Annotated in this window: 26 protein-coding genes and 1 pseudogene; 19 read left to right on the top strand and 8 right to left on the bottom strand. The window is 66.0% G+C overall.

The window, feature by feature from the left end; all coding sequences use genetic code 11:
• The first annotated feature begins 59 nt into the window (after positions 1-59).
• The 3 genes and pseudogenes from CHX26_RS05355 to CHX26_RS05345 all read left to right on the top strand — a co-directional run bounded on the left by CHX26_RS05355 (position 60) and on the right by CHX26_RS05345 (position 3,641).
• Positions 60-2,384 carry a TonB-dependent receptor gene (locus CHX26_RS05355; protein WP_104941479.1) on the top strand — a complete coding sequence of 775 codons (2,325 nt, stop codon included), beginning with the start codon at positions 60-62 and terminating at the stop codon, positions 2,382-2,384.
• Positions 2,354-2,887, top strand: a pseudogene (locus CHX26_RS05350) (nuclear transport factor 2 family protein); the annotation flags it as partial. The gene CHX26_RS05355 and the pseudogene CHX26_RS05350, both read left to right, overlap by 31 nt.
• Positions 2,888-2,900: 13 nt before the next feature.
• Positions 2,901-3,641 carry an SDR family NAD(P)-dependent oxidoreductase gene (locus CHX26_RS05345; RefSeq protein WP_104941477.1) on the top strand — a complete coding sequence of 247 codons (741 nt, stop codon included), beginning with the start codon at positions 2,901-2,903 and terminating at the stop codon, positions 3,639-3,641.
• On the opposite strand, the gene CHX26_RS05340 is transcribed toward CHX26_RS05345, so the two are convergent.
• From CHX26_RS05340 to CHX26_RS05305, 8 genes are read right to left on the bottom strand one after another with little or no spacing between them, the layout of a single operon-like run.
• Positions 3,638-4,093 carry a nuclear transport factor 2 family protein gene (locus tag CHX26_RS05340; protein ID WP_233997290.1) on the bottom strand — a complete coding sequence of 152 codons (456 nt, stop codon included), beginning with the start codon at positions 4,091-4,093 and terminating at the stop codon, positions 3,638-3,640. The genes CHX26_RS05345 and CHX26_RS05340 overlap by 4 nt on opposite strands.
• Complete coding sequence (locus CHX26_RS05335; RefSeq protein WP_104941475.1) at positions 4,086-5,546, bottom strand: FAD-dependent oxidoreductase; 1,461 nt, start codon at positions 5,544-5,546, stop codon at positions 4,086-4,088. The genes CHX26_RS05340 and CHX26_RS05335 overlap by 8 nt, the downstream gene beginning before the upstream one ends.
• Positions 5,539-6,585, bottom strand: a complete 1,047-nt coding sequence (dmpG, locus tag CHX26_RS05330; protein WP_104941474.1) for a 4-hydroxy-2-oxovalerate aldolase — start codon at positions 6,583-6,585, stop codon at positions 5,539-5,541. Before dmpG ends, CHX26_RS05335 begins: the two co-directional genes overlap by 8 nt.
• Positions 6,582-7,508, bottom strand: coding sequence for an acetaldehyde dehydrogenase (acetylating) (locus CHX26_RS05325; protein WP_104943280.1), 927 nt, complete (start codon positions 7,506-7,508; stop codon positions 6,582-6,584). The genes dmpG and CHX26_RS05325 overlap by 4 nt, the downstream gene beginning before the upstream one ends.
• Positions 7,509-7,517: 9 nt before the next feature.
• Positions 7,518-8,303, bottom strand: a complete 786-nt coding sequence (locus CHX26_RS05320; protein WP_233997289.1) for a fumarylacetoacetate hydrolase family protein — start codon at positions 8,301-8,303, stop codon at positions 7,518-7,520.
• Positions 8,300-8,794, bottom strand: a complete 495-nt coding sequence (locus CHX26_RS16060) for a flavin reductase family protein (protein WP_104941473.1) — start codon at positions 8,792-8,794, stop codon at positions 8,300-8,302. The genes CHX26_RS05320 and CHX26_RS16060 overlap by 4 nt, the downstream gene beginning before the upstream one ends.
• Positions 8,791-9,618: an alpha/beta fold hydrolase gene (locus CHX26_RS05310; protein WP_104941472.1), complete on the bottom strand. Its 828-nt coding sequence runs from the start codon at positions 9,616-9,618 to the stop codon at positions 8,791-8,793. Before CHX26_RS05310 ends, CHX26_RS16060 begins: the two co-directional genes overlap by 4 nt.
• An 11-nt stretch (positions 9,619-9,629) precedes the next feature.
• Complete coding sequence (locus CHX26_RS05305) at positions 9,630-10,844, bottom strand: acyl-CoA dehydrogenase family protein (RefSeq protein WP_233997288.1); 1,215 nt, start codon at positions 10,842-10,844, stop codon at positions 9,630-9,632.
• A gap of 188 nt (positions 10,845-11,032) precedes the next feature.
• Here CHX26_RS05305 and CHX26_RS05300 point away from each other — a divergent pair, with 188 nt between their 5' ends.
• Genes CHX26_RS05300 through CHX26_RS05230 form a run of 16 tightly spaced genes read left to right on the top strand, consistent with a single transcriptional unit; the run spans position 11,033 to position 24,827 of the window.
• Positions 11,033-11,800: an SDR family oxidoreductase gene (locus tag CHX26_RS05300; protein ID WP_233997287.1), complete on the top strand. Its 768-nt coding sequence runs from the start codon at positions 11,033-11,035 to the stop codon at positions 11,798-11,800.
• A gap of 5 nt (positions 11,801-11,805) precedes the next feature.
• Positions 11,806-12,735 (top strand): VOC family protein, encoded by a 930-nt coding sequence (locus tag CHX26_RS05295; RefSeq protein ID WP_104941470.1) that lies wholly within the window; start codon positions 11,806-11,808, stop codon positions 12,733-12,735.
• Positions 12,732-13,616, top strand: a complete 885-nt coding sequence (locus tag CHX26_RS05290; RefSeq protein WP_104941469.1) for a CoA transferase subunit A — start codon at positions 12,732-12,734, stop codon at positions 13,614-13,616. Before CHX26_RS05295 ends, CHX26_RS05290 begins: the two co-directional genes overlap by 4 nt.
• Positions 13,616-14,404: a CoA-transferase subunit beta gene (locus CHX26_RS05285; RefSeq protein ID WP_104941468.1), complete on the top strand. Its 789-nt coding sequence runs from the start codon at positions 13,616-13,618 to the stop codon at positions 14,402-14,404. The genes CHX26_RS05290 and CHX26_RS05285 overlap by 1 nt, the downstream gene beginning before the upstream one ends.
• Positions 14,401-15,303: an enoyl-CoA hydratase gene (locus CHX26_RS05280; protein ID WP_104941467.1), complete on the top strand. Its 903-nt coding sequence runs from the start codon at positions 14,401-14,403 to the stop codon at positions 15,301-15,303. Before CHX26_RS05285 ends, CHX26_RS05280 begins: the two co-directional genes overlap by 4 nt.
• A 2-nt stretch (positions 15,304-15,305) precedes the next feature.
• On the top strand, positions 15,306-16,292 hold the full coding sequence (locus CHX26_RS05275) for an NAD(P)H-dependent flavin oxidoreductase (protein WP_233997286.1): 987 nt from the start codon (positions 15,306-15,308) through the stop codon (positions 16,290-16,292).
• Positions 16,228-16,440 carry a hypothetical protein gene (locus CHX26_RS16055; RefSeq protein ID WP_233997285.1) on the top strand — a complete coding sequence of 71 codons (213 nt, stop codon included), beginning with the start codon at positions 16,228-16,230 and terminating at the stop codon, positions 16,438-16,440. Before CHX26_RS05275 ends, CHX26_RS16055 begins: the two co-directional genes overlap by 65 nt.
• Before the next feature lie 4 nt (positions 16,441-16,444).
• A complete protein-coding gene (locus CHX26_RS05270; protein ID WP_104941466.1) occupies positions 16,445-17,200 on the top strand; it encodes an enoyl-CoA hydratase family protein in 756 nt (251 codons plus the stop codon).
• Positions 17,201-17,202: 2 nt separating this feature from the next.
• Positions 17,203-18,366: an acyl-CoA dehydrogenase family protein gene (locus tag CHX26_RS05265; RefSeq protein ID WP_104941465.1), complete on the top strand. Its 1,164-nt coding sequence runs from the start codon at positions 17,203-17,205 to the stop codon at positions 18,364-18,366.
• Positions 18,366-19,298, top strand: a complete 933-nt coding sequence (locus CHX26_RS05260) for an acyl-CoA dehydrogenase family protein (protein WP_104941464.1) — start codon at positions 18,366-18,368, stop codon at positions 19,296-19,298. The genes CHX26_RS05265 and CHX26_RS05260 overlap by 1 nt, the downstream gene beginning before the upstream one ends.
• Complete coding sequence (locus CHX26_RS05255; RefSeq protein ID WP_104941463.1) at positions 19,291-20,442, top strand: acetyl-CoA C-acetyltransferase; 1,152 nt, start codon at positions 19,291-19,293, stop codon at positions 20,440-20,442. The genes CHX26_RS05260 and CHX26_RS05255 overlap by 8 nt, the downstream gene beginning before the upstream one ends.
• 2 nt (positions 20,443-20,444) lie before the next feature.
• The gene (locus tag CHX26_RS05250) at positions 20,445-21,347 is read left to right on the top strand and encodes an SDR family oxidoreductase (protein WP_104941462.1); all 903 of its coding nucleotides are present in this window, start codon (positions 20,445-20,447) and stop codon (positions 21,345-21,347) included.
• A gap of 3 nt (positions 21,348-21,350) precedes the next feature.
• On the top strand, positions 21,351-22,409 hold the full coding sequence (locus CHX26_RS05245) for an acyl-CoA dehydrogenase family protein (protein ID WP_104941461.1): 1,059 nt from the start codon (positions 21,351-21,353) through the stop codon (positions 22,407-22,409).
• Positions 22,406-23,584: an acyl-CoA dehydrogenase family protein gene (locus tag CHX26_RS05240; RefSeq protein WP_104941460.1), complete on the top strand. Its 1,179-nt coding sequence runs from the start codon at positions 22,406-22,408 to the stop codon at positions 23,582-23,584. The genes CHX26_RS05245 and CHX26_RS05240 overlap by 4 nt, the downstream gene beginning before the upstream one ends.
• Entirely contained in the window at positions 23,581-24,363 is a 783-nt protein-coding gene (locus tag CHX26_RS05235; protein ID WP_104941459.1) for an SDR family oxidoreductase, read from the top strand. The genes CHX26_RS05240 and CHX26_RS05235 overlap by 4 nt, the downstream gene beginning before the upstream one ends.
• A gap of 2 nt (positions 24,364-24,365) precedes the next feature.
• Complete coding sequence (locus CHX26_RS05230) at positions 24,366-24,827, top strand: MaoC family dehydratase (RefSeq protein WP_104941458.1); 462 nt, start codon at positions 24,366-24,368, stop codon at positions 24,825-24,827.
• Position 24,828: the final 1 nt, after the last annotated feature.

The following is a 24,828-nucleotide window of genomic DNA, read 5'->3' as shown; positions in this document are numbered from 1 at the left end:
GATAACAAAAAATACGCATAATGAGGCGGCCCAATGAGGCTGACAGAAGAGAGGGCAGCATGAAGGCATTGTTCACAACAGCATCGGTTTGCGCACTGGTCGGCGGGCTTGCTGTGCCTGCCGCAGCGCAGGACACGGCTGAGGTCGAAGATGCGTCCGATGGCATCGGCCTGATTGTCGTAACGGCGCAGAAGCGCGCCGAAAACGTGCAGGATGTGCCGATCGCGATCACCGCACTGGGCAGCCAGTTCCTCGCAACCCGCGGGATCGATTCGATCGACGATCTCGGCACCGTCGCGCCCAACGTGAAATTTGAGCGAGCGCCAGCTTCCAAGACCATCTCGCAGATCGCGATCCGCGGATCGGTGACGATCAACCCGGCGATCACCTGGGAACCGGCTGTTGGGCTCTATCTCGACGGGGTCTATATCGCCAAGGCGCAGGGCTCGATCTTCGACATCGCCGATCTTGAACGGGTCGAGATTCTGCGTGGGCCGCAGGGCACGCTTTATGGCCGCAACGCGCTGGCTGGCGCGGTCAATCTGGTGACCAAGAAGCCCAGCGGCGAGGCCGGCGGCATGGCCGAGATCACCTATGGCAGCTTCAACGAGGTGCGGCTGCGGGGCGTGCTCGATCTGCCGCAGATGGGCGCCTTCTCAGCCAAGGTCTCGGGCCAGTATCGCACGCGTGACGGGCTGATCGAGCTCACCGCACCCGATGGACGCGGTCGCAACCGCACCGACTCGATCGACAGTGGCAGCTTCATGGTTCAGCTGCGCGCCGAGATCGCCGACAACGTCACGGCAGACTACACCTACGATTACAGCAAGTCGAACCAGACCCCGCCGTTCTCGCAGCTGCTGCGGGTCAACCGCAATGGTGACCCGCGCGACATCTTCGATCCCGGCTCGCCCAGGTATGCCTTCGGCGGGGCGTTCTTCCCGCTCGATACCGTCGCCAATCCCGATCGGGTCACCAGGGCGGCGATCGATGCGCCGGTCTATGAACGCTCGCGCAGCTATGGCCATGCCCTGACCCTGACAGCCGGACTGGGCGATGCCGAGCTGAAATCGATCACCGCCTATCGCGATCTGGCATGGGCCGACGGGCTCGACCTCGACGGCTCGCCCTTCCCGGTCGCCTTCACCCAGCGCATCTCCGATTATCGCGCCTTCAGCCAGGAGTTGCAGCTGACCGGAACAGCCTTCGGAGATCGGCTCGCCTATGTGCTGGGCGCGTTCTATTTCGACGAAAAGGCCGAGACGGTGAACCCGCAGACCTATTTCGGTGGCGGGGTCGATCTCGATTCCAATTATGGTTCGAACACCGAAGCATGGGCGATCTATGCGCAGCTCGACTATGACCTTACCGAAAGGCTCAAGTTGACGCTGGGAGCGCGCTATACCGAGGAAACCAAGGATATCAGCCGCTTTTTCAGAGTGAATTTCGATCCCGCCAACGGCATCTTCAGCCCGCTTGTGATCGCCGATCTGGCCTATGGCGACATCCCGGCAGCGACCTTTACCGATTTTTCCCCGACGGTAACGCTCAGCTATGCCGCGAGCGACACCATCAATCTCTACGCCCGCTTTGCGCAAGGCTTCAAATCGGGCGGGTTCAACGGCGAGAGCAACGTCTTCGCTGCGCCCACCGCAGATTGCCCGAGCGGCGCGCTGGAGCTGTGCCAGCCTTACCTGCCCGAACAGGTCGACAGCTACGAATTCGGCATCAAGAGCCGCTTCCTCGATGACCGGCTGATCATCAACCTTGCGGCCTTCCGCAACGACAGCACGGATATGCAGCTGTCGGTCTTCACCGCCACCACCGGGGCCGCGTCGGTGATCCAGAACGCCGCTGCCGCGCGTATTCAGGGGCTTGAGATCGAAACCGTGCTGCGCCCCGTCGATGCCCTGACGATCAACGCCTCGCTGGCGCTGCTCGATCCGGAATACAAGCGCTTCATCGACGGCGGGGTGGACGTGTCGAACAATCGCGCCTTCCCGCATGCGCCGCGCACCACCGCCTCGATCGGTACCGACTGGAAAGTGGCAGAAGGCGACTGGGGACGGTTCAACATCTATGCCGACCTCAACTATTCCTCGAAATACTTCACCTTCCCCTATGCCCTGACCGGGCCGACGGCCTCGGATCAGGTCGCGGGATCGAGCCAATCGCCCGGGCGCACGATCGTCAATTTGCGGGCCACGCTGGCGGAATTCCCGCTCGGCGGGATCGAGGCCGATCTCTCGGTGTTCGTGCGCAACCTGACCAAGGAAGACGCGCCGTCGAACTTCATCGACTTCGGCCCGGGCTTCGGCGGCATCCTGCTGGGCTACTTCCCCGATCCGCGCACCTTCGGCGTGACACTGGGCGCTCGTTTCTGATGGAGCTTGCGGTGCTGGAGCAGCGGCTGGCGCGGCTGGAGGACGACCGCGCCATTCGCGACCTCAAGGCCCGCTACCTGCGCGCCTGCGACACGAAGGACGTCGAGGCAGTGCGCGATGCCCTGCTGCCCGAGGGCGCGGTGATCGCCTATGATGGTTTTCCGCCGTTCGAAGGGCGCAACGCCTTCGTCGCAGTCTATCGCGAAATGGGCTGCGCGCCGGGCGTGTTCGACATCCATCATGGCGCGAACGGGATCATCACCTTTGAGACCGACGAACGCGCGAGCGGGCAATGGTCGCTGCTGTTTCACTCGATCAACCTCGCCAATCGCACGCTCACGCTGATGGGGGTCGAGTATGATGATATCTACGTGAAGCAGAGCGGGCGCTGGTGGATCGCAAAGACCCGCTCGCGGCGTCTTTCGTGCCTGATCCATTCCGTCGACGAGCGCGGATCGGCCACAGTCAGCAGCATGGGCGAAGCGCCCGCCACATTTGGCTAGGATAACCGGAAACATGCGATTTGCAGGCAAGAACGTGCTCGTTACCGGTGCCGCTTCGGGGATCGGACGGGCGATTGCAATCCTGTTTGCCCGCGAGGGCGCGCGCGTCACCATCGGCGACATCAATGCGGCGGGGCTTGCCGAAGCCGCTGCGATGATCGGCGATACGGCAACGCCGGTCGTTTACGACGCCGAGGATCATGCCTCCTGTCGGGCGCTTGTCGATGCCGCCGCGCGCGAAGGGCTCGACGTGGTCTGCAACGTCGCCGGAATGCTCAAGTGGGGGCCGACCGAGGATTTCGCCGTCGCCGATTTCGAGCGCCTGCTGCGGATCAACACCACCTCTGTCTTCGTGATCTGCAAGGCGGCGCTGCCGTATCTCCTCAAGAGCCGGGGCAATATCGTCAACATCGGCTCGACCTCGGGGTTGCGGGGCATGATCTATACCGCCGGCTATTGCGCGTCGAAACACGCCGTGGTGGGCATGACCACCGCGCTTGCCGCTGAATATGCCGCGCGCGGCGTGCGCGTGAATGCGGTGTGTCCGGGCCACGTCGATACGCCGATGACCCGGCAGACACCACCTTCAGGCGACCTTGACTGGGACATGATCCGGCGCGGAATGCCCAAGCTTGTCGACGGAAGCTGCGCGCCCAAGGACATTGCCGAAGCGGTCGCCTTTCTGGCTTCGGAGCAGGCGCGCAAGGCCACCGGCAGCGTGCTGGTGGTGGATGGCGGCCAACTGGTGAGCTAGCGCGCCAGCAGCGCCCGCGCCGCCCCCCGCCCGTCGAGCAGGGCATTGTCACGCCGTGTCACCCGCCAGCCTGCGGGCGTGCGCGCCAGCTCCCAGCGGTTGGCGGCCACGCGCACCGCCTCCCAGCGCTCGTCAGTCTTGGCCAGCACGACCGAATGGCACAGCGCCGTCGCCCGATCGCCGTCGAGGTCGATCACCGGCGCGCCAAGCACGTGAGCGCAGCCGCGCGCCATCAGCGCCTGATGCACCGCCCCGGTGATCAGCCCTGCAATCGCGGCATGGCCGCGCGCTTCGGGAAAGCCATCAACGGCATAGACACCTTCTTCGGTCCACAACATTGCCACCCCTTCACCATCCCCGCTGTCGGCGAGCGGGCCGTAGGATGCGATGAGATTGCGGATCGCCTCGCGATCCTCGAGAGCCTGCAAGCGGCCGGCGTTGCTGTCAGCCACCCGCTGCCGCCTTGCCCGCCTGCCGCCCGAAGAAGGTCGCATCGGCAAGGCTCAGCCCTGAGGAATAGCCATGCCCCCAGGCCGGCAGGCCCGAGGTGCAGCGTCCAGCGGCGAACAGGCCGGGGACCGGCGCACCGTCGCGGCCGAGCACCTCGCCATTCGCCGAAGTGTTGAGCCCCCCCAGCGTGAAGAAGCTGAAATAGCTCGCCTGGAAATCCAGTTCGAGCGCGACGAACGGGCCTTGGTCGAGCGGAGTCAGGATCGGCGTGCGCTTGTCAAATAGCGGATCGCGCCCCTCGCGGGCATGGGTGTTGTAGAACCCCATCGTGGCCGACAGCGTCCCCGCCATCATGCCCAGTTCAGCCTCCACCTCCTCCCACGTCTCGCCCGTCCCGGCGATGGTGATACGCGCAAAGTCCGGCGGCTGGCTGAAATGCGCATTGTCGAGCAGCAGGTAGACCTTGCCCCCCGGCTGGTCGACCGCGCAGCGGCTCACCCGGCCATGGTAGCAATCCTCGTTGATGAAGCGCTGGCCGTGGATGTTGACGAACACGCCGTGGGCGTGGCTCTCGGGCATGGTCCAGGGGCAGGTGGTGAAGAACTGCTCCATGTGGATCGCCTCGCCGCCCGCGCCGATACCGAGCAGGATGCCGGTGCCATCATCCTTGTCGCCGATCGGATCACCGAGCTTGAAGGTCTCGGGGCAGTATTTGCGACGCATTTCCTCGTTGAACACGAAGCCCCCGGTGGCGAGAACCACCCCCTTGTCAGCGCGCACGAAACGGGTCTGGTTGTTGATCCGCACCACCACGCCGCAGATGCGCCCGCCCTCTGCGATGAGCGCGAGCGCGCGGGCATCGACCACCACTTCGACGCCACTGGCCCTCGCGCTGGCTTCCAGCACATCGACCAGCGGCCGCCCCCCGCCCCAGCCCATATGGCGGATGGTGTGGCCGCGCGGAGCGGGCCTGGCGATGTCGCAGAACGGCGCGGCCGCCTCGCTGCCTGACCAGATCAGGGTGGAATCGTCCATCGGCTCGATGTGCTTTCCCGGCAGGTAGTTGCCGCGATAGGGCACGCCCTGCGCCTTGAGCCAGTCGTAATGCGCCAGCGCCTCGCGCCCGTAGCGTTCGCACTTGGCTTCGTTCACACAAGGCCCGCCCGCCGCCTTGAGATAGGCGATGAAGTCCTCGGTGCTGTCGTCGAACCCCGCAGCGCGTTGGGCGTCAGTCCCCCCTCCTCCGCCAACATAGATCTCGCCGCCCGACAGGCCCGAGGCCCCGCCGCTGCCCGAATTGCGCTCGAACAGCATCACCTTTGCGCCCGCATCGGCGGCTTCGATCGCCGCGCAGGCTCCCGTCGCGCCGAAGCCGATCACCGCCACATCGGTTTCGTAATCCCACCGCTCGACCGCGCTCGCCGGATAAGGGCGGTGGAGCGAGACCTCAGCCATGCGCGCCTTGCGCCTTGAGCATGTCGAGCGCGACGTCGACGATCATGTCCTCCTGCCCGCCGACCATCTTGCGGCGGCCGAGTTCGACGAGGATCGCGCGGGTATCGAGCCCGTAATCCGCCGCGGCCTTCTCGGCATGGCGCAGGAAGGAAGAATAGACCCCGGCATAGCCGAGGCTCAGCGTCTCGCGATCGACCCGAACGGGACGATCCTGCAGCGGGCGCACGAGGTCTTCGGCGGCATCCATCAGCGCCATGACGTCGCAGCCGTGATTCCAGCCCTTGCGGTCGGCGGCGGCGATGAACACTTCGAGCGGGGCATTGCCCGCCCCTGCGCCCATGCCCGCAAGGCTGGCATCGATCCGCACCGCGCCGAATTGCGCCGCAACAATCGAATTGGCGACGCCGAGGCCGAGATTGTGGTGCGCGTGCATCCCGCGCTGGGTTTCGGGCCTGAGCACCCGGTCATAGGCTTCGAGCCGCGCGCGCACCCCGTCCATGTCGAGCGTGCCGCCGCTGTCGGTGACATAGACGCACTGCGCGCCGTAGCTCTCCATCAGCGCGGCCTGCTGGGCCAGCGCATCGGGATCGATCATGTGGCTCATCATCAGGAAGCCCGAGACATCCATGCCCAAATCGCGGGCGATGCCGATATGCTGCTTCGACACGTCCGCCTCGGTGCAATGGGTCGCCACCCTCACCGAACGCACGCCGATGTCATAGGCGCGGCGCAGTTCCTCGACCGTGCCGACGCCCGGCAGGATCAGCGTGGTCAGCACCGAGCGGGTCAGCACCTCGGCCACGGCTTCGAGCCATTCCCAGTCGGTATGCGCGCCGAAGCCGTAGTTGAAGCTCATGCCCGAAAGCCCGTCGCCATGCGCGACCTCGATCGCGTCGACGCCAGCAGCATCAAGTGCAGCGGCGATGGCGCGCACGTGATCAACCCCGTACATGTGACGGATCGCGTGCATCCCGTCGCGCAGGGTCACGTCCTGGATATAGAGCTTGTCGCCGCGCTCGACGTCGAACTGGACGTTCATGCCGCAACCCTTTCAGCAATCAGCTCGCCGGTGGCCTTGGCCGCCGCGGTCATGATGTCGAGATTGCCCGAATAGCTCGGCAGGTAATCGCCTGCGCCTTCGACCTCGAGCAGGATCATGGTTTTAATGCCGGTGAACTCGCCCATTCCGGGGATCTTGAGCGGGTTATTGTCGCCATAGCGTTCGAACTGCACCTGCTGCTTCAGGCGATAGCCCGGAACATAGGCCTGCACCTTTGCCACCATCGCCTCCACCGAAGCGCGGATCGCGTCCTCATCCGCACCTTCGGAAAGGGTGAAGACGGTGTCGCGCATGATCATCGGCGGCTCGGCGGGGTTAAGTATGATGATCGCCTTGCCCCGCGTCGCGCCGCCCACCGCCTCGATGGCGCGGGCGGTGGTGCGGGTGAATTCGTCGATATTGGCGCGCGTACCCGGCCCGGCCGAACGCGAGGAGACCGAGGCGACGATCTCGGCATAGTGCACCTTGGCCACCTGGCTGACCGCGGCGACCATCGGGATTGTAGCCTGCCCGCCGCAGGTCACCATGTTGACGTTGGGCGCATCGAGGTGCGCCTCCATGTTGACAGGAGGCACGGTGAAGGGGCCGATCGCGGCAGGCGTCAGATCGACCACGCGGATGCCATCGGCGCGCAAGGCCGCATCATGCACCTTGTGGGCATAGGCGCTGGTCGCGTCGAAGGCGATGCGGATATCCTTGTAGCAATCGAGTGCCTTCAGTCCCTCGATCCCCTTATGCGTGGTGGCGATTCCATGCTGCCGCGCCATCGCCAGGCCTTCGCTCGCCGGGTCGATGCCGACCACCGCGGCAAGCTCCATGTTCTGCGGATATTTGATCATCTTCATCATCAGATCGGTGCCGATATTGCCCGAACCGATGATCGCGGCCTTCACTTTGCCCATATTCATTCCTCAAACGAAGCGGGCGGTGCAGCCGCCCACGCCGTGCAGTTCCATTGCGAAAACGTCCCCCGCCACCGCCGGTTCGAGCGGGACGAGCGAACCAGAGAGGATGATGTCCCCTGCCTCCAGCGTGACCCCGTAGGCCCCGAGCGTGTTCGCGAGCCATGCCACCGCCTGCGCCGGGTCGCCCTGCACCGCCGCGCCATAGCCTTCCGAAAGGGGCGCGCCGTTCTTGGTGACCGTGACGTGGAGCTTCGGCAGATCATGCGCGCGCGGATCGGCGCGGGCCTCGCCCAGCACGAAGACACCGCAGCTGGCATTGTCGGCGACCGTATCGACGATGCCGATTTTCCAGTCGGTGATGCGGCTGTCGACGATCTCGAAACACGGCGCGATGGCAGCTGTGGCGGCGATTACCTGTTCGGCGGTGACGCCGAGCCCCCGCAGCGGCTCGGCGAGGATGAAGGCAATCTCCGCCTCGGCGCGCGGCTGGATCAGACGGTGCGCGGCAATGTCGATATCGCCGGTGACATGCATCGCATCGGTCAGGAAGCCGAAGTCGGGCTGGTGCACGCCGAGCATGTCCTGCACAGCCTTGCTGGTAACGCCGATCTTCTTGCCGATCACCCGCTCGCCATCGGCCCGCCGCCGGGCGAGGAAGTCGAGACTTATGGCATAGGCATCGTCGATGGTCAGCGCCGGATCGCGGGCGATCAGCGGCGCCAGTGTGCGCCCGTCGCGCAACGCCTGATAGAGCTGGCTGCCGTGCAGCGCGGCGACATCGTCACGGCTCACAGGTAGCCTCCGTCCTGATAGATCAGCGGGGCGACGGTGTCGCTCACCCGTGCGCGAATGACCCGCGCAATGACAATCGAGTGGGTGCCGTAGGCGAGCATCGCGTCGATCACGCATTCGAGGTTGGCCTGCGCATCGGCGAGCATCGGCAACCCGTTCGCCGCCTCCTGCCAGTCGCCGACCTTGAACCGCTCCTCACGCGGGGTGCCGCCGCCGAAGGCCTGCGAGACCTCGCGGTGGTGGCGGGCGAGCAGGTTGACCGAAAGCGGCGCGGTGGGGACCAGCAGCGCGTGCAGGCTCGTCATGCGGTTGACGCAGACCAGCACCGCGGGCGGATCCACGGTGAGCGAGGTGATCGAGGTCGCCGCCATGCCGACCGGGCCTTCATCGCCCTTGGCCACGACAATCGAAACCGAGGCCGCCAGCCGCCGCATCGCCGCCTTGAAGGTATCGGGCAGATCCTCCGGGATCAGCGGATAGCCCTCCGTCATGCGTCGGCGCCCTTCAGGAAGGCGATGGCATGGGCATTGAATTCGGCGGCACGTTCGACCTGCACCCAGTGGCCGACGTGATTGAAGGTCATGCAGCGCACATTGCAGCCCGCTGCAAGGAAATGCCGCGCGCCGCTTTCGGGGCAGAAATCGTCCTGCAGGCCCCACATGACCAGCATCGGCTGGGGCAGTTCGCCAAGCCGGGGCGCAAGGTTGGGCGTGCGCATCCGCACCAGCACGTCTTTGGGCTGGGTCCGCGCGACGGCGAAGCGTTCCTGCACCAGCGCATCGGCAATACGGTCGGCGAAATCGGGGTGGACGAGATTGCGCACCAGTCGGCGCTGTTCCTCTAGGTTGAAGTCCGCCCCCCCGAAATTCGAGACCATCCGGGCAATGCCGGGCATCTTGAAGTATTCCGGCTGATCCTCGATGCAGCCCGGCGCCATCAGCACGAAGCTGCGCACGAAGCCGGGGTGATCGAGCGCGATCTGCAAGGCGATACCGCCGCCCAGCGAATTGCCGACAAGGCTTGCCTGCGTGATCCCGTGCGCCTCAAGCGCCTCGAACACGGTGTCGGCGAACAGCTGGAGCGTGTAGTCGATGCCTTCGGGCTTGGACGAGGCACCGTAACCGATCAGATCGGGCAGGATCACGCGGAAACCGGCATCGACGAAGGCCTGCCAGTTGTCGCGGAAATTGGACGCGCCCGAAGCGCCCGGCCCGCTGCCGTGCAGGAACACGACGACGGGACCGGAGCCTGCCTCCTTCAGATGGATGTCATATCCGCCCGCGACCTTGTAGGTCGCCTCGCTCAGCCCTCCCATCGCGAGGCTCCTTACAGGAACGGGTTGAGCGGAGCCTCGCCCAGCATCGTGCCGATCGCGTCGCCGGTGCGGTTGGCCGGATCATTGGCCACGTGGGCGCGGCCCGCGTGGAGATCGAGCCACGGCTGGATGATTTCGCTGGTCATGTAGATTGCCCGTCCGCCGAACAATTGCACTACATCGTCGATCAGGCGCGCAAGCCTGCGTACGACCGTGCTCGACTGGTAGGTAAAGAATGCCCGCTTTTCCATCGGGATATCCTCGCCCCGCTCGGCATAGCCCATCAGATCATCGAAGGTCAGACGCAGGGTTGTTTCCATTTCCTGCTTCTCGGCGATCGCCCGCGCCAGCGCCGCGTGCAGGATCGGATCCTGCTTGGAAGCCTTGCCGGTATTGGTCGAAACCCGATCCTGCATGATCGCCATCGCCGCATTGATCGCCGCCTGCGCCCCGCCGAAAGCCGCGGTCGAGACCGAACGGGTGAAGACCTGCGCCCAGGGCAGGCGATACAGCGGGCCGGTGTTCACCTCCTGCCCGGGGTTCTTGCACAGGAAGCCGTCGATCGAACGGTGGGTGCGGTAATCTGGCACAAATGCGTCATCGACGATGATGTCGTGACTGCCGGTCCCCTGAAGACCAAAGGTGTGCCACGCGTTCTCGTCGATTTCGAAATCGCTGCGCGGGAGCAGGAAGGTGCGCATTTCGGCTGGCGTGCCGTCGTCCTTGGGCGGACAGAACGCCCCCAGCAGAATCCAGCCGGAATGCACCGACCCGGTCGAAAAGCCCCAGCGACCCGACAGCCGGAAACCGCCTTCAACGTGGGTGACCTTGCCGACCGGCTGGTAGGTCGAGCACACCAGCATGTCGGGATCCTCGCCCCACACTTCGATCTGCGCCTGTTCATGGAACAGGGCCATTTCATAGGGGTGGCAGCCAAGTACGCCATACATCCAGCCGGTCGACATGCAGCCTTCGGCCAGCACCTTCTGCACTTCGAAGAAGGCATTGGGGTGCATCTCGTACCCGCCAAAACGGGCGGGCTGGAGAATCCGGAAGAAGCCCGCCTCCTTCATTTCGGCGATGGTTTCAGCCGGCACGTTGCGGGCAGCGGTGCACGCCTTCGCACGCGCCTTAAGCACCGGAACCATGGCGCGCGCCCGTTCCAGCAGCTCCTCCGCGCTCGGCACAACCCCTTCGACATCCATACGCTTCACAGCAACGCCCATCGACCGGCTCCTCTCTTGCGAAGCTGGTCGGCTTGACCGACTCAGCCCTCGACATTGGTCTCGTAAAATTTTTTATCGTTTGATACGCAAATCGTCAATTGAAAAGCCATTTGGCTTCCGATATTGACGTTTTAACAGCAGTCGCATGCCGCGATTCAGAAAAATGGGCAGGGAAGGGAGCGGCCAGCTTGGCCAAGACGCCGACAATTGATCTTATGGGGCAGGTCGCGCTGGTGACCGGCGGGACCAAGGGGCTGGGCCGTGCGGTCGCACTGGCATTGGCCGATGCCGGTGCGCGCGTCTTCGTCTGCGCCCGCAATGCCCCTACCGAAGCGATGGACGGAATCGTCTTCCGCCCTGTCGATGTGCGCGATCCCGAGGCGGTGCGCGCGCTGGTGGACGCAATCGTGGCGGAGGCCGGACGGATCGACATCCTGGTCAACAATGCCGGCGGATCGCCCGCCGTCGTCGCTGCCGAAGCGAGCCCGCGCTTTTCCGAAGCGATCATCCGGCTCAATCTGATGGCACCCCTCTATCTCTCGCAGGCCGCGCATGCGCACATGGCGCAGGCGGGGAGCGGCAGTATCGTCAACATCGCCAGCGTGTCGGCGATCCGCCCGTCGCCCGGCACGGCAGCCTATGGCGCAGCCAAGGCGGGGCTGCTCAATCTCACCCAGAGCCTCGCGCAGGAGTGGGGACCTCAGGGTATCCGCGTCAACGCGATCATCGCCGGGCTGATGGCAACTGAAACTGCCGAGGCGACCTATGGCGATGCCGCAGCGCAGGCCGCAGTAGGCCGCTCGATGCCGCTTCAACGGATGGGGACGGGCGAAGACATCGCCGGGGCAGTGCTGTGGCTGTGCTCGCCCCTCGCCGGATGGGTGAGCGGAGCTCGGATCAATGTCGATGGCGGGGGAGAACGTCCGTACTTCCTCGACCTCGTGAAAGGGGAGTAGAGGCCATGGGCGTCAAGGCGCTTGGCTATGTCATTATCGAAACGGCCCAGCCAGAGCGGTGGGACAGGTTTCTAACCCAGTTGGCGGGTGTCATGCGTGCGCCTGACGCTGCCGACGGCGCGATGCAGTTCCGCATCGACGACAGGCCGTTCCGGTTCCGAATCGAGAAATCGAACCGCGAATGGTTCAAGGCTGCCGCCTATGAAGTGGCCGACGATGCCGCGCTGGATGATCTCGCGGCCCGGATTGCCGCGGCCGGTCGCCCGGTCGAGCGCTTCACCCCCGAGGCGGCAGCGCTGCGCGGGGTCGAGGCAGGGTTTGCCACCAGCGATCCGGCGGGCAATGGCCTTGAATTCTACTGCGGCGACAGCCGCACGGATGAACCATTCGTCTCGCCGCTCGGCATTTCCCACTTCATCACCGGCGCAATGGGGATGGGCCACGCGGTCTTTTCCGCGCCCGATTTTCCGGCGACGCTGGCTTTTCACCGCGACGTGATCGGCTTCCGTGAAACCGATATGCCGGCCTTTCACCTCATGGGCCCCGACGCCCCGGCGATGCACTTCGCCTTTCTCCATGCCGACAATGGCCGCCATCACTCGATCGCTTTCGGCGAAGGGCCAGTGCCGCCGTCGGGCGCGGTTCATGTCATGCTGGAATATCCCAGCCTGGTGGAAGTGGGCAAAGCCTATGACCGGATGAAGGCGATGGGCTATCCCGAAAGCGCCAGCCTCGGTCAGCATTTCAATGACGAGACCGTCGGCTTCTACGTCCAGACCCCGGGCGGCTTCGATCTCGAAATCGGCTGCGACAGTCTGGTGATCGATCCGGCGAGCTGGGAAGTGACCAAGCATATTGGCATCAGCATCTGGGGCCACGAATGGGCCTGGCAGAAGGCGATGGCCGAGGCGCAGAAGGCCGAGGCAGCCGAATGAGTACGCTCGACAAACGGATGAGCTCCGCCGAGATCGTCGGCCGACTTGAAAGCGGCATGACGCTCGGCATCGGCGGTTGGGGTCCGCGCCGCAAGCCGATGGCGCTGGTGCGCGAAATCCTGCGCTCGGATCTCAAAGACCTCACAATCGTTTCCTATGGCGGCCCCGATGTCGGCATGCTGTGCGCGGCGGGCAAGGTGAAGAAGCTGGTCTTCGCCTTCGTCTCGCTTGACGCGATCCCGCTCGAACCGTGGTTCCGCAAGGCCCGTGAGGCCGGCGCGATCGAGGTGCTCGAACTCGACGAAGGGATGTTCCAGTGGGGCCTCAAGGCCGCCGCCTTCCAGCTCCCTTTCCTGCCCACCCGCGTCGGGCTCGGCACCGATCTTGTCGAACTCGGCGGGCTGAAGACCGTGCAGTCGCCCTATGACGATGGCGAGGTGATGGTGGCGATGCCCGCCCTGAAGCTCGATGCCGCGCTGATCCACGTCCAGCGTTGCGACCATCGCGGCAATGTCCAGGCGCTCGGCCCGGACACCTATTACGACGAATGGTTCGCCAAGGCGGCGGACCAGTGCTTCGTCTCGTGCGAGGAACTCGTCCCGGCGATGGAAGATGCCTTTCCGGACGATGTCCGCGCCAACCTGTTCGAACGCTGCTTCGTCACCGGCGTGACCGAGGCGAAGGGCGGGGCGCATCCGACCTCGCTCCCGCCTGACTACGGCTGGGATATGGGCTGGTTCAAGAAATACGCGGCGGCCGCGAAGGACCCGGGCGACTGGGCCAGTGTGGCGGCGCAATTCGTGGGCGCGAGCGAGGCGGACTATCTCGCTTCGGTCGGCGGTATGGAGGCGGTCGGGGCGCTCCCCCTGCCGGTGTTCTGATGGCGACTCTCGCGGAACTGTGCATCGCGGCTGTGGCGGAGGCCTTCCGCACGGACCGCGAGTTGGTCGGCACCGGTATCGGCCCGATCCCGCGCCTCGGCGTGGGGCTTGCCAAGTTGACCCATTCACCCGGCCTGATGATGACCGACGGCGAGGCCTTCCTTGTCGAACAGCCCGTGCCGATCGGCCCGCGCGCCTATGACGACCGGAAGGCCGCGGGTTACCTGCCCTTCAGCCGCTTCTTCGACAGTGCGGTGTGGAGCGGGCGGCGGCACGCGATGGTGACGCCAACGCAGGTCGACCGCTTCGGCCAGACCAACCTTTCGGCGCTGGGCGGCACCCATGCCCAGCCGAAAACCCAGATGCTCGGCGCGCGCGGTTTCCCCGGCAACGGCATCTATCACGCCAATTCGATGTTCATCCCCGCCCATGGACCGCGAGTGTTCGTGGCAGGCGAAGTCGATCGGGTGTCCTCGCCGGGCTACAACCCCGCGCGGCGGATCGCGGGCGGCAACTACTCCGCCATCGACCTGAAGCGCATCGTCACCAACCTGTGCGTTATGGATTTCGGCGGGCCAGACCACGCGGTGCGGGTCATCTCGCTGCACCCCGGCGTGACCTTTGCCGACGTCGAGGCGGCTACCGGCTTCCCGCTGATCGACGCAGTGGCGGGCGAGACCGCGCTGCCGACCGAAGAACAGCTCGCCATCATCGCGCGGCTCGATCCGCATGGCATCCGCCACAGCGTGCTGGCCGACAACCCACCTGCCATCAGGAGCGCATCATGAGCGACGCCATCGTTCCCAAGGTTGATCAGCCGCCGGTCTACGAGACTGACGAGCCGGTGCTCTACCACGCGGCTGACGGTATCGCGCGGATCACGCTCAACCGGCCGCAGTTCCACAACGTCCAGAACAGCCAGATGACCTATGCGCTCGACGACGCCTTCAAGCGTGCGGTCGATGACGACGAGGTCAAGGTCATCATCCTCAAGTCGGATGCCAAGCACTTCACCGCCGGACATGACATCGGCAGCCCCGGGCGCGACTTCCATTCGAGCTTCGATCGCCGGCTGATGTGGTACGATCACGCCAACAAGGGCGGCGCGGAGAAGGCCTATATCCGCGAGCAGGAAGTCTATCTCGGCATGTGCAAGCGGTGGCGCGCCCTGCCCAAGCCGACCATCGCGCAGGTTCACGGTGCCTGCATCGCGGGCGGGCTGATGCTCGCCTGGGTGTGCGATCTGATCATCGCCAGTGACGATGCCTTTTTCCAGGACCCGGTGTTGCAGATGGGCTTCCCCGGCGTCGAATATTTTGCCCACGCGCATGAACTGAACCCGCGCATCGCCAAGGAATTCCTGTTCCTCGGCGAACGCATGAGCGCCGAGCGCGCCTACCAGATGGGCATGGTCAACCGGGTCGTGCCGCGCGCCGATCTGGAAGCCGAGGTCGCCCGCGTCGCCGCGCGCATTGCCGAACAGCCGCGCCTTGCGCTGCAACTCGCCAAGCAGGCGGTCAATCACATGGAGACGCTGGCTGGCAAGGAAGCCGGGATCGACGCGAGCTTCGGCTACCACCACTTCGCCCACGCCAACAACCAGCTCGTCTCGGGCGACTACATCGCCGGGTTCAGTGGCAAGTCGATGGCCGAGAAGAACAAGGCGCGCGAGGCTGACAAGGGCTGACCATGGCCGATGTGCTCGCCACCCCGCTGACCGCCCTTCTGGGTAGCCGCCTGCCGGTGATCCAGACCGCGATGGGCTGGATCGCAACGCCGCGGCTGGTGGCAGCGAGCAGCAATGCGGGGGCTTTCGGGTTTCTGGCAGGCGCAGTGATGCAGCCTGCCGAACTGGCGGAAGCGATTGCCGAAACCAGCCGCCACACGCCACACCGCTTCGGGGTCAATTTCCATAGCTTCCAGCCCGGCGCGCGCGAGATCGTCGAAATCATCATCGCCAATGCGGAATGCGTGCGCGCGGTCAGCTTCGGGCGCGGGCCGGATGCCTCGATGATCGCGCGCTTCCGCGAGGCCGGGATCGTGTGCATCCCCACCGTGGGCGCATTGAAGCACGCGCAGAAGATGGTGAGCCTCGGGTGCGAGGCGATCACCGTGCAAGGCGGCGAGGGCGGCGGGCATACCGGTTCGGTCGCCACCACGGTGCTGCTGCCGCAAGTGCTCGATGCCGTGAGCGTGCCGGTCGCGGCCGCGGGCGGCTTTGCCGACGGCCGCGGGCTTGCGGCGGCGCTGGCCTATGGCGCGGCCGGGATTGCAATGGGCAGCCGCTTCATGATGACCAGCGACAGCCCGGTGCCCGACGCGGTCAAGGCCGCCTATGCCCGCGCGGGGACGCAGGATATCATCGTCACCAGCAAGATCGACGGCATCCCGCAGCGGATGATCCGCAACCCGATGCTCGAGAGGATCGAGGCGGGCGGCGCACTGGCGCGCTGGCGGCGCGGATTGCTGGCCGCCTTCGCCATGAAGCGGGCCACCGGTGCCAGCTGGGGCGAACTTCTCGCTGCCGCGCGCGCGCATGACCAGCCACGGCGAAATGTCGCTACCCGAAGCCATGCTTGCGGCCGCCGCGCCGACGCTGCTGCAAAAGGCCGTGGTCGAAGGCGATGCCATCGGCGGGCTGATGGCCTCGGGGCAGGTCGCGGGCCGGCTCGATGATCTGCCGTCCTGCGCCGACCTGCTCGCCAGAATCGAAACCGAAGCGCGGGCGCGGATCGCCGCGCTTTCCCCGGAGCCGTTCGTGTCGAGCGCAGTCGAGACACCTGCGCCCGGCTTCTCGACTGCGCTCGAAGCGAACGGAGGGTAAATCCATGCCGATCACCACCACCATCCAGAACCGCATCGCCGAAATCGTCTTCGACGTGCCGCCCGTCAACGCTTTCGATAGCGCCACTTGGCTGTCGATCCCCGACATGATCACCGCCGCCGCGCGCAATCCGGAGGTCAATTGCGTCCTCATCCGCGCCGCAGCGGAATCGCGCGGCTTCTGCGGCGGGGTGGACATCAAGGAGATGCAGGCGCACCCCGAACGCATCACGCTCCTCAATCGCGGCAATTACCTCACCTTCAAGGCGATCCGCGAGGCCGAAGTGCCGGTGGTCTCCGCCGTGCACAAGTTCGTGATCGGCGGCGGGATCGGGATCTGCGGCGCGTCGGACACGATCATTGCCGCCGATGATGCCTTCTTCAGCCTGCCCGAAGTCGATCGCGGGGCGATGGGCGGGGCCAGCCACCTCTCGCGCATGCTGCCGCTGCACAAGGTGCGCGCGGCCTTCTTCACCGGCGGCAATATCCCGGCCGAGGAAGCCTACCGCCTCGGCGCGGTCGAGAAGGTCGTACCGCGCGCCGCTCTGGAAGCCGAAGCCCGCGCCTTCTGCGCCGTCATCGCCAGCAAGAGCCGCAAGGCGCTGGTGATCGCCAAGGAGGCGCTGAACGGCCTCGAACCGCGCGATGTCGATCGCGGCTATCGCTGGGAGCAGGGCTTCACGCTCGAAATGTACATGCACGAAGACAGCCAGAAGGCGCGCGATGCCTTTGTCGCAACCGGCAAGGCCGCCGAGTTCTGACCATGCAGCTTGCTTACACCGAACAACAGCAGGCCTTCCGCGCCGAGGTGCGCGAATGGCTTGCGGCCAACGTGCCGCCCGCGCCGCTGCTCACGCTCGAATGCGAGGAAGGCTATCACCAGCATGTCGGCTGGGAACGCCAGCTCGCCAGCGGCAACTGGGGCATGGTGACCTGGCCCGAGACCTATGGCGGGCGCGGGCTCGACCTCATCGAATGGCTGATCTTCGAGGAAGAATACTGGGGCGCGGGCGCGCCGCTCAGGGTCAATCAGAACGGCATCTTCCTGCTCGGCCCCACCATCATGGAATATGGCACCCCCGAGCAGAAGGCCCGCTTCCTCACCCCCATGGCGGCGGGCGAGGTGATCTGGGCGCAGGCCTGGTCCGAGCCCGGCGCGGGTAGTGACATGGCGGCGATCAAGACCACCGCCTACCGCGACGGCGATCACTACGTGATCAATGGCCAGAAGACCTGGTCGAGCCGCGCGAGCTTTGCCGACTGGGGCTTCGGCCTGTTCCGCACCGAGGAGGGCAGCCAGCGCCACAAGGGTCTGTCCTTCATCCTGTTCGATCTCGATACGCCGGGCATCACCCGCCGCCCGATCCGCCAGCTCCACGGCCATCCCGGCTTTGCCGAATTGTTCTTCGACGATGTGCGCGTGCCGGTGGACAACCGGTTGGCGGGCGAAGGGGAGGGCTGGAGCGTCGCCATGGCCACCGCCGGTTTCGAGCGCGGGCTGATGCTGCGCTCGCCGGGGCGGTTTCAGGCCGCCGCGCGCCGGCTGGTCGAACTGTTCCGCCAGCACGAGGCTGCCGCCGCGCCCTCCGCGCGCGAGGCGGTGATGCGGGCGTGGATGGACGCGCAGGCCTATGCCTACAACACCTATGCCGTCGCCGCGAAGATCATGGCGGGCGGCAAGATCGGGGCGGAAGCGAGCCTCAACAAGATCTTCTGGTCCGAACTCGACCGCGCGATGCACCGCACCGCGATGCAATTGCTCGGCGCGGCGGCAGAGCTGCGTGCGCTGGCCGATGGTTCGATCAACGAATGGCTGGAGGGCTACATGTTCTCGCTCTCCGGCCCGATCTACGCCGGATCGAATGAGATCCAGCGCAACATCACCGCCGAGCGCCTGCTCGGCCTGCCGCGGGTGGGAGCGGGCTGATGGATATGCTGATTGCTCCCGAACGGCTCGAACTGGCCGAGGCTGTGCGCGATTATCTCGCGGGCACCCATGGGCCGGAAGTGCTGCGCCGCCTCGACGCCGGGCCGAACCGCGATCCCGCGCTCTGGCAGGGGCTGGTCGAGATGGGCCTCACCGGCCTGCTGGTGCCCGAGGCCCATGGCGGGCTTGGCATGGGCCTGCTCGACGCCGCACTGATTGCGCGCGAATGTGGCCGCGTGTGCCTCGCCGAGCCGCTGGTGGAAAGCGCCTTTGTCGCCACCCCCTGGCTGATCGCGCAAGGGCAGACGGGCGATCTTGCCGCTGTCGTGGCGGGCGAACACCGCCCCCTCGCCGCTCATGGGATCAACGGCTGGGTGGCGGACGGCGAGGGCGAGCCGCTCGCCAGCATCGATCCCTTGCGCCGCCTTGCCGCGCTGCACGAAGCACCGAGCGATGATCCACTGCTGCTCGATCTCGGGGCATTGATGAGCGCTGCGCAGCTCGTCGGGTTGGCCGAGGCGATGCTCGATCAGGCGGTCGAATACGCCAAGATCCGCACCCAGTTCGGCCAGCCGGTGGGCGCGTTTCAGGCGATCAAGCACAAGCTCGCCGATGTCGCCGTGGCGCTCGAATTTGCGCGGCCGGTGCTTTGGCGCGCGGCGCAGGCGCTCGATGACCGCGCGGCCAGCGCCTCGCTCCACGTCAGCCATGCGAAGGTGGTCGCCACCGATGCCGCCTATCTCGCCGCCGAAAGCGCAATCCAGGTCCACGGCGCGATGGGCTACACCTACGAAGTCGATCTGCATTTCTGGATGAAGCGCGCCTGGGCGCTCGGCGGTGCATGGGGCAGCCGCGCCTCCCACCTCGCCCGCATCGATACTGCCGTGATCGGGGCTGCGCATCCCATCGGACCGGAGAACACCTTTGCCTGAAGCTTACATCATCGACGCCGTGCGCAGCCCGATGGGCCGCAAGAAGGGCTCGCTCGCCGCGCTGCACCCGGCCGATCTCGCCGCGCACCCCTTGCGCGCCCTGTTTGACCGCAACAGCATCGATCCCGGCGCGGTCGATGATTGCGTGTGGGGGTGCTGCGATACCATCGGGCCGCAAGCCGGCGATATCGGACGCACTGCATGGCTCGTCGCGGGGCTCCCCCAGCACGTGCCCGGCACCACGGTTGACCGGCAGTGCGGATCGAGCCAGCAGGCGGTCCACTTTGCTGCCCAGGGCGTGATGAGCGGGACGCAGGACCTTGTCGTGGCGGGCGGAAGTCAGGCGATGAACGCCATCCCCATTTCGGCGGCGATGTATGCGGGGCAGCCCTATGGCTTCGACAACCCCTTCAACACCTCGCCCGGCTGGGTCGCACGCTATGGCGACGGGCTCTTGAACCAGATCGCGTCGGCCCAGATGATCGCCGACAAGTGGGGCATTTCCCGCGAGGATATGGAAGAATTCGCCGTCGCTTCGCACGCGCGCGCCCATGCCGCCACAACCGGCGGCGCCTTCGCCCGCGAGATCGCGCCGCTCGAAGGGCTGGAGCAGGATGAAACGATCCGCCCCGGCACCACGCTGGAAGGGCTCGCCGCACTCAATCCAGTCGGCGGCAAAGGCACCATCACTGCCGGGGTCGCCAGCCAGAACTGCGACGGTTCGGCCGCGCTGCTGATCGCCAGCGAGCGCGCGGTGAAGGAGCACGGTCTCAAACCGCGCGCGCGCATCCACCACCTTTCGGTGCGTGCCGATGATCCGGTGTGGATGCTCACCGCGCCGATCCCCGCGACCCGGCACGCCCTCGCCAAGGCCGGGATGCGGGTGGAGGATATCGACCTGTTCGAATGCAACGAAGCCTTCGCCTCCGTGCCGCTGGCGTGGATGAAGGAGCTCGGCATTCCGCACGACAGGGTCAACCTGCGGGGCGGGGCGATCGCGCTCGGCCACCCGCTCGGCGGCACCGGCGCGCGGCTGATGACGACGCTGCTTCACGCGCTGGAGGACACCGGCGGGCGCTATGGCCTCCAGACCATGTGTGAAGGCGGCGGGCAGGCCAACGTGACGATCATCGAAAGGCTGTGACAATGGGTATCTGCGACGGAAGAACCGTCATCATCACCGGCGCAGCGCGCGGACTGGGGCGGGCCTATGCGCTCGCGTTTGCCGCCGAGGGTGCCAATGTTGTCGTCAACGACATCGGCACCTCATTGGGCGGCGAGGGGCGCGACACTAGCGCCGCCGACGAAGTGGTGGCCGAAATCATCGCTGCCAGCGGCAAGGCGATCGCCAATTACGAGGACGTGACCGACTGGGACGCTGCCGGCCGGATCGTCGAAGCTGCGATCGCCGCCTTTGGTGACCTGCACGTGGTGGTCAACAACGCCGGGATCGTGCGCGACCGGATGTTTGTGTCGGCCACGATCGAGGAATGGGATGCGACCATGCACGTCCACCTGCGCGGGCATTTCTGCATCAGTCGCCATGCCGTGAACTACTGGCGCGCCAAGCAGAAGGACGGGCGCGATCCAGGCGCGCGGATCATCAACACCACCAGCGGCGCAGGGCTTCAGGGCTCGATTGCGCAGGCCGCCTATTCGACCGCCAAGGGCGGCATCGCATCGCTGACGCTGGTACAGGCGGCGGAACTGGGCCGCTACGGGATCACCGCCAATGCCCTCGCCCCTTCGGCACGCACGCGCATGACCGAGCAGGCCTTTGCCGACAAGATGGCGACGCAAGGCGCGGACTTCGACGTGATGGACCCGGCCAATATCGCGCCTGCCGTGGTGTGGCTCGGCAGCGCGGAGAGCCGCGATGTCACCGGCTGCGTGTTCGAACTGGAAGGCGGCAAGATCATGATCGAGGACGGCTGGCGCGAAGGCCCCGTCGTGGACAAGAGCGCGCGCTGGCAGCCGGAGGAAGTGGGCGCAGCGGTGGAGCGGCTGCTCGCCGCGCGTACCCCGCCGCGCAAAGTGTGGGGTAGCTGAGCCATGGATTTCGTGTTCACCGACGAACAACGCATGATCGCGGAGACGGCGCAGACCTTCTTCGCCGAGAATGCCACCTCCGAACGCACCCGCGCGGCGATGGCGACGGACGGGATCGACCATGCCCTGTGGCAGGCCTTCTGTCAGGAGCTTGGCCTGTCGGGCATCGGCATTCCCGAAGCGGCGGGCGGCGCGGGGCTGGGCCTTGTCGAACTGGCGATCATCGCCGAGGCGGCGGGCGCGCAGGTCGCCGCGCTGCCGATGCTCGGCTCGCTGGCACTGGTGGCGCAGGCGATTGCCGCAGGAGGGAGCGAGGCGCAGCGTAGCGAGTGGCTCCCCGCCCTGCTCTCGGGCGAGACCATCGCCGCCCATGTCGAAGCCGATGATCTGGTGGCAGAGGGCGACAGCCTGACCGGCTCCAGCGCCTTTGTTGCTCATGGCAGCGCCGCCGGGCTGCTGCTGGTCAGCGGGGCGGGCGGCAGCTGGCTGGTGCGCGCCGATGCGCCGGGCGTGAGCATCACCGCCCAAACCACCATGGACCAAACCCGTCCCTTTGCGCGTGTCGAGCTGGCCGGAGCCGAAGGCGAACCCCTCGCCGACCCGCACGCAGCCGCCAAGGCTGCGACCGAGGCTGGCCTCGTCACGCTGGCTGCCGATGGCCTTGGCCTCGCGCAGGCCGCGCTCGATCGCACTGTCGCCTATGCCCGCGACCGCGTGCAGTTCGGCCGCGCGATCGGATCGTTTCAGGCCTACAAGCACCGCCTCGCGGACATGATGGTCGAAATCGAGCAGGCCCGCTCGGCGGTCTACTGGGCTGCCTGCGCGGTGGACGAGGGATCAGAGGAAGCTGCCCTCGCACTCCACGCCGCCAAGAGCTTCTGCGCCGACACCGCCTTTCGCTGCGCCGGGGACATGATCCAGCTGCACGGCGGCATCGGCTTCACCTGGGAACACGACGCCCACCTGTTCTTCAAGCGCGCCCGCGCGCTGCAGACGCTGCTGGGCAAGAACGACTGGCACCGCGAGCAGATCGCCGCGATGGTGCTCGGAGAGACGGCATGAAACTGGGATTTACGCCTGCGGAGGAGGAGTTCCGCGCTGAATGTGCCGAATGGCTCAATACGCAGATGGCGGGCGAATTCGCCGACATCAGAGGCATCACCACGCTCACCGAAAAGGCCGAGCGGCGCAAGGAATGGGAACAGCATCTCGGCGCGCATGGCTGGGGCTGTATCGGCTGGCCCAAGGAATGGGGCGGGCGCGATGCGACCCTTGCCCAGCAGGTGATCTTTGCCGAGGAATATGCCCGCGCGGGCGTGCCGGGGCGGGTCAACCATATCGGTATCGAACTTGCCGGGCCGACGCTGCTGGCGCTCGGCACCGACGAACAGAAGCGCCGCTTCCTGCCTGATATCGCTTCGGGTAAGACGATCTTCTGTCAGGGCTTTTCCGAGCCCAACGCCGGTTCCGACCTCGCCAGCGTGCGCACCAAGGCGCGGCTCGAGAACGGCGAGTGGATCGTCGACGGCCAGAAGATCTGGACCAGCCTTGCGCATATCTCGGACTGGATCTTTGTCGTCACCCGGTCCGAGGAGGGATCAAAGGGGCCGAAGGGCCTTACCTTCCTGATGATGGAACTGGATCAGCCCGGCATCGAAATCCGCCCGATCCGCCAGATCAACGGCGATGCGGAATTCAACGAGACCTTCTTCGACGGCGCGCGTTGCCCGGCGGACAGCCTGATCGGCGCGGTCGGCGATGGCTGGCGGGTGGCGATGACGCTGCTGAGCTTCGAGCGCGGGGTTTCGACGCTGGGCCAGCAGATGGCGTTCAGAAACGAACTCGATGCGATTATCGCCGCCTCCAAGGAAAACGGCGCGGCGAAGGATCCGCTGATCCGCCAGCGCATCGCCAAGGCAGAAATCGGCCTGCGCCTGATGCGTTACGGCGCGCTCAGGATGCTCTCGAACACCGATCACGCGAGCGTCGATGGCGCGGCGCTGACCTACAAGATCCAGTGGGCAAGCTGGCGCCGCAGCCTCGGAGAGCTGGCGATGGAGGTGCTCGGGCAGGCGGGCGAGGTTACGGATCATGACGGCTACGAATGGCCGATGCTGCCCAACCTGTTCCTCTATTCGCGGGCCGACACGATCTATGGCGGGACCAACCAGATCCAGCGCAACCTGATCGCCGAACGGGGTCTCGGCCTGCCCCGCGAACCGAGGGGGGACGCATGAGCCTGACACCCGCCTATCCGCCGCCGCGTGATCTTCTCAAGGGCAAGACGGTGGTGGTGACCGCCGCCGCCGGAACGGGCATTGGCTTTGCCGTCGCCAAGCGCGCCGCAGAGGAAGGCGCGCGGGTGCTGGTCTCGGACTTCCACGAGCGCCGTCTGGGCGAAGCGGCCGACCGGATCGCGGCCGAAGTCGGGTGCGAGCGGCCGCTCACCTGCCTGTGCGACGTCACCCGGCAGGAGGATGTCGATGCTTTGCGCGATGCGGCGCTGGCGGGGCTCGGCCATGTCGATGTGCTGATCAACAATGCGGGCCTCGGCGGCGAGGTGTCGGTCACGGAAATGACCGACGAACAATGGCACCGCGTGCTCGACGTGACGCTCACCAGCGTGATGCGCATGACCCGCGCTTTCCTCCCTCCGATGCAGGCCCGCCAGACCGGCGCAATCGTGAACAATGCCTCTGTGCTCGGCTGGCGCGCGCAGAAGGGACAGGCGCATTATGCCGCCGCCAAGGCCGGAGTGATGGCCTTCACCCGTTGCTCCGCGCTCGAAGCCGCCGAACATAGCGTGCGGATCAATGCCGTCGCGCCGTCGATCGCGATGCACGCGTTTCTGGCGAAAGTGACGAGCGACGAACTGCTCGCCGATCTCGCCGCGCGCGAGGCTTTCGGCCGCCCGGCCGAGGTGTGGGAAGTCGCCAATGCGATGATCTTCCTCGCCTCCGACCTCGCCAGCTACATGACCGGCGAGGTGCTGTCCGTGTCGAGCCAGAGGGCCTGAAGATGCCCACACTGTTTGAAAGCCCGCGCAATCTCATCGGTGCCGAAGGGACACAGCTTGGCCCGACCGAATGGCTCGCCATCGATCAGGCGCGGGTCGACGGCTTTGCCGAAGTGACCGAGGATCGCCAGTGGATCCACGTCGATGTCGAACGCGCCAAGACCGGCCCCTTCGGCGGCACCATCGCGCATGGCTATCTGACCATGAGCCTCGTCAACCACTTCCTGCCGCAACTCATTGAAGTGCGCGGCTTCACCCATGCGGTGAATGTCGGCGCGGACCGGCTGCGCTTCCTCAATCCGGTGCGCGTGGGCGCACGCATCCGCGGTCGGGGCGAGATCGTCGGCGTCGAGGAAGTGAAGGGCGCGGTGCAATCGGTGGTGCGGGTCACGGTCGAGATAGAGGGCGCGGACAAGCCCGCCTGCGTGGTCGACACCATCAGCCGCTATTACCCGGAGGCCTGAG

Origin of the sequence: Porphyrobacter sp. HT-58-2 (assembly GCF_002952215.1) — a bacterium.
Taxonomy (GTDB): Bacteria; Pseudomonadota; Alphaproteobacteria; order Sphingomonadales; family Sphingomonadaceae; genus Erythrobacter.
Note: the sequence above shows the minus strand (reverse complement) of the source record. Positions and strands in the feature narration are given on the sequence as shown.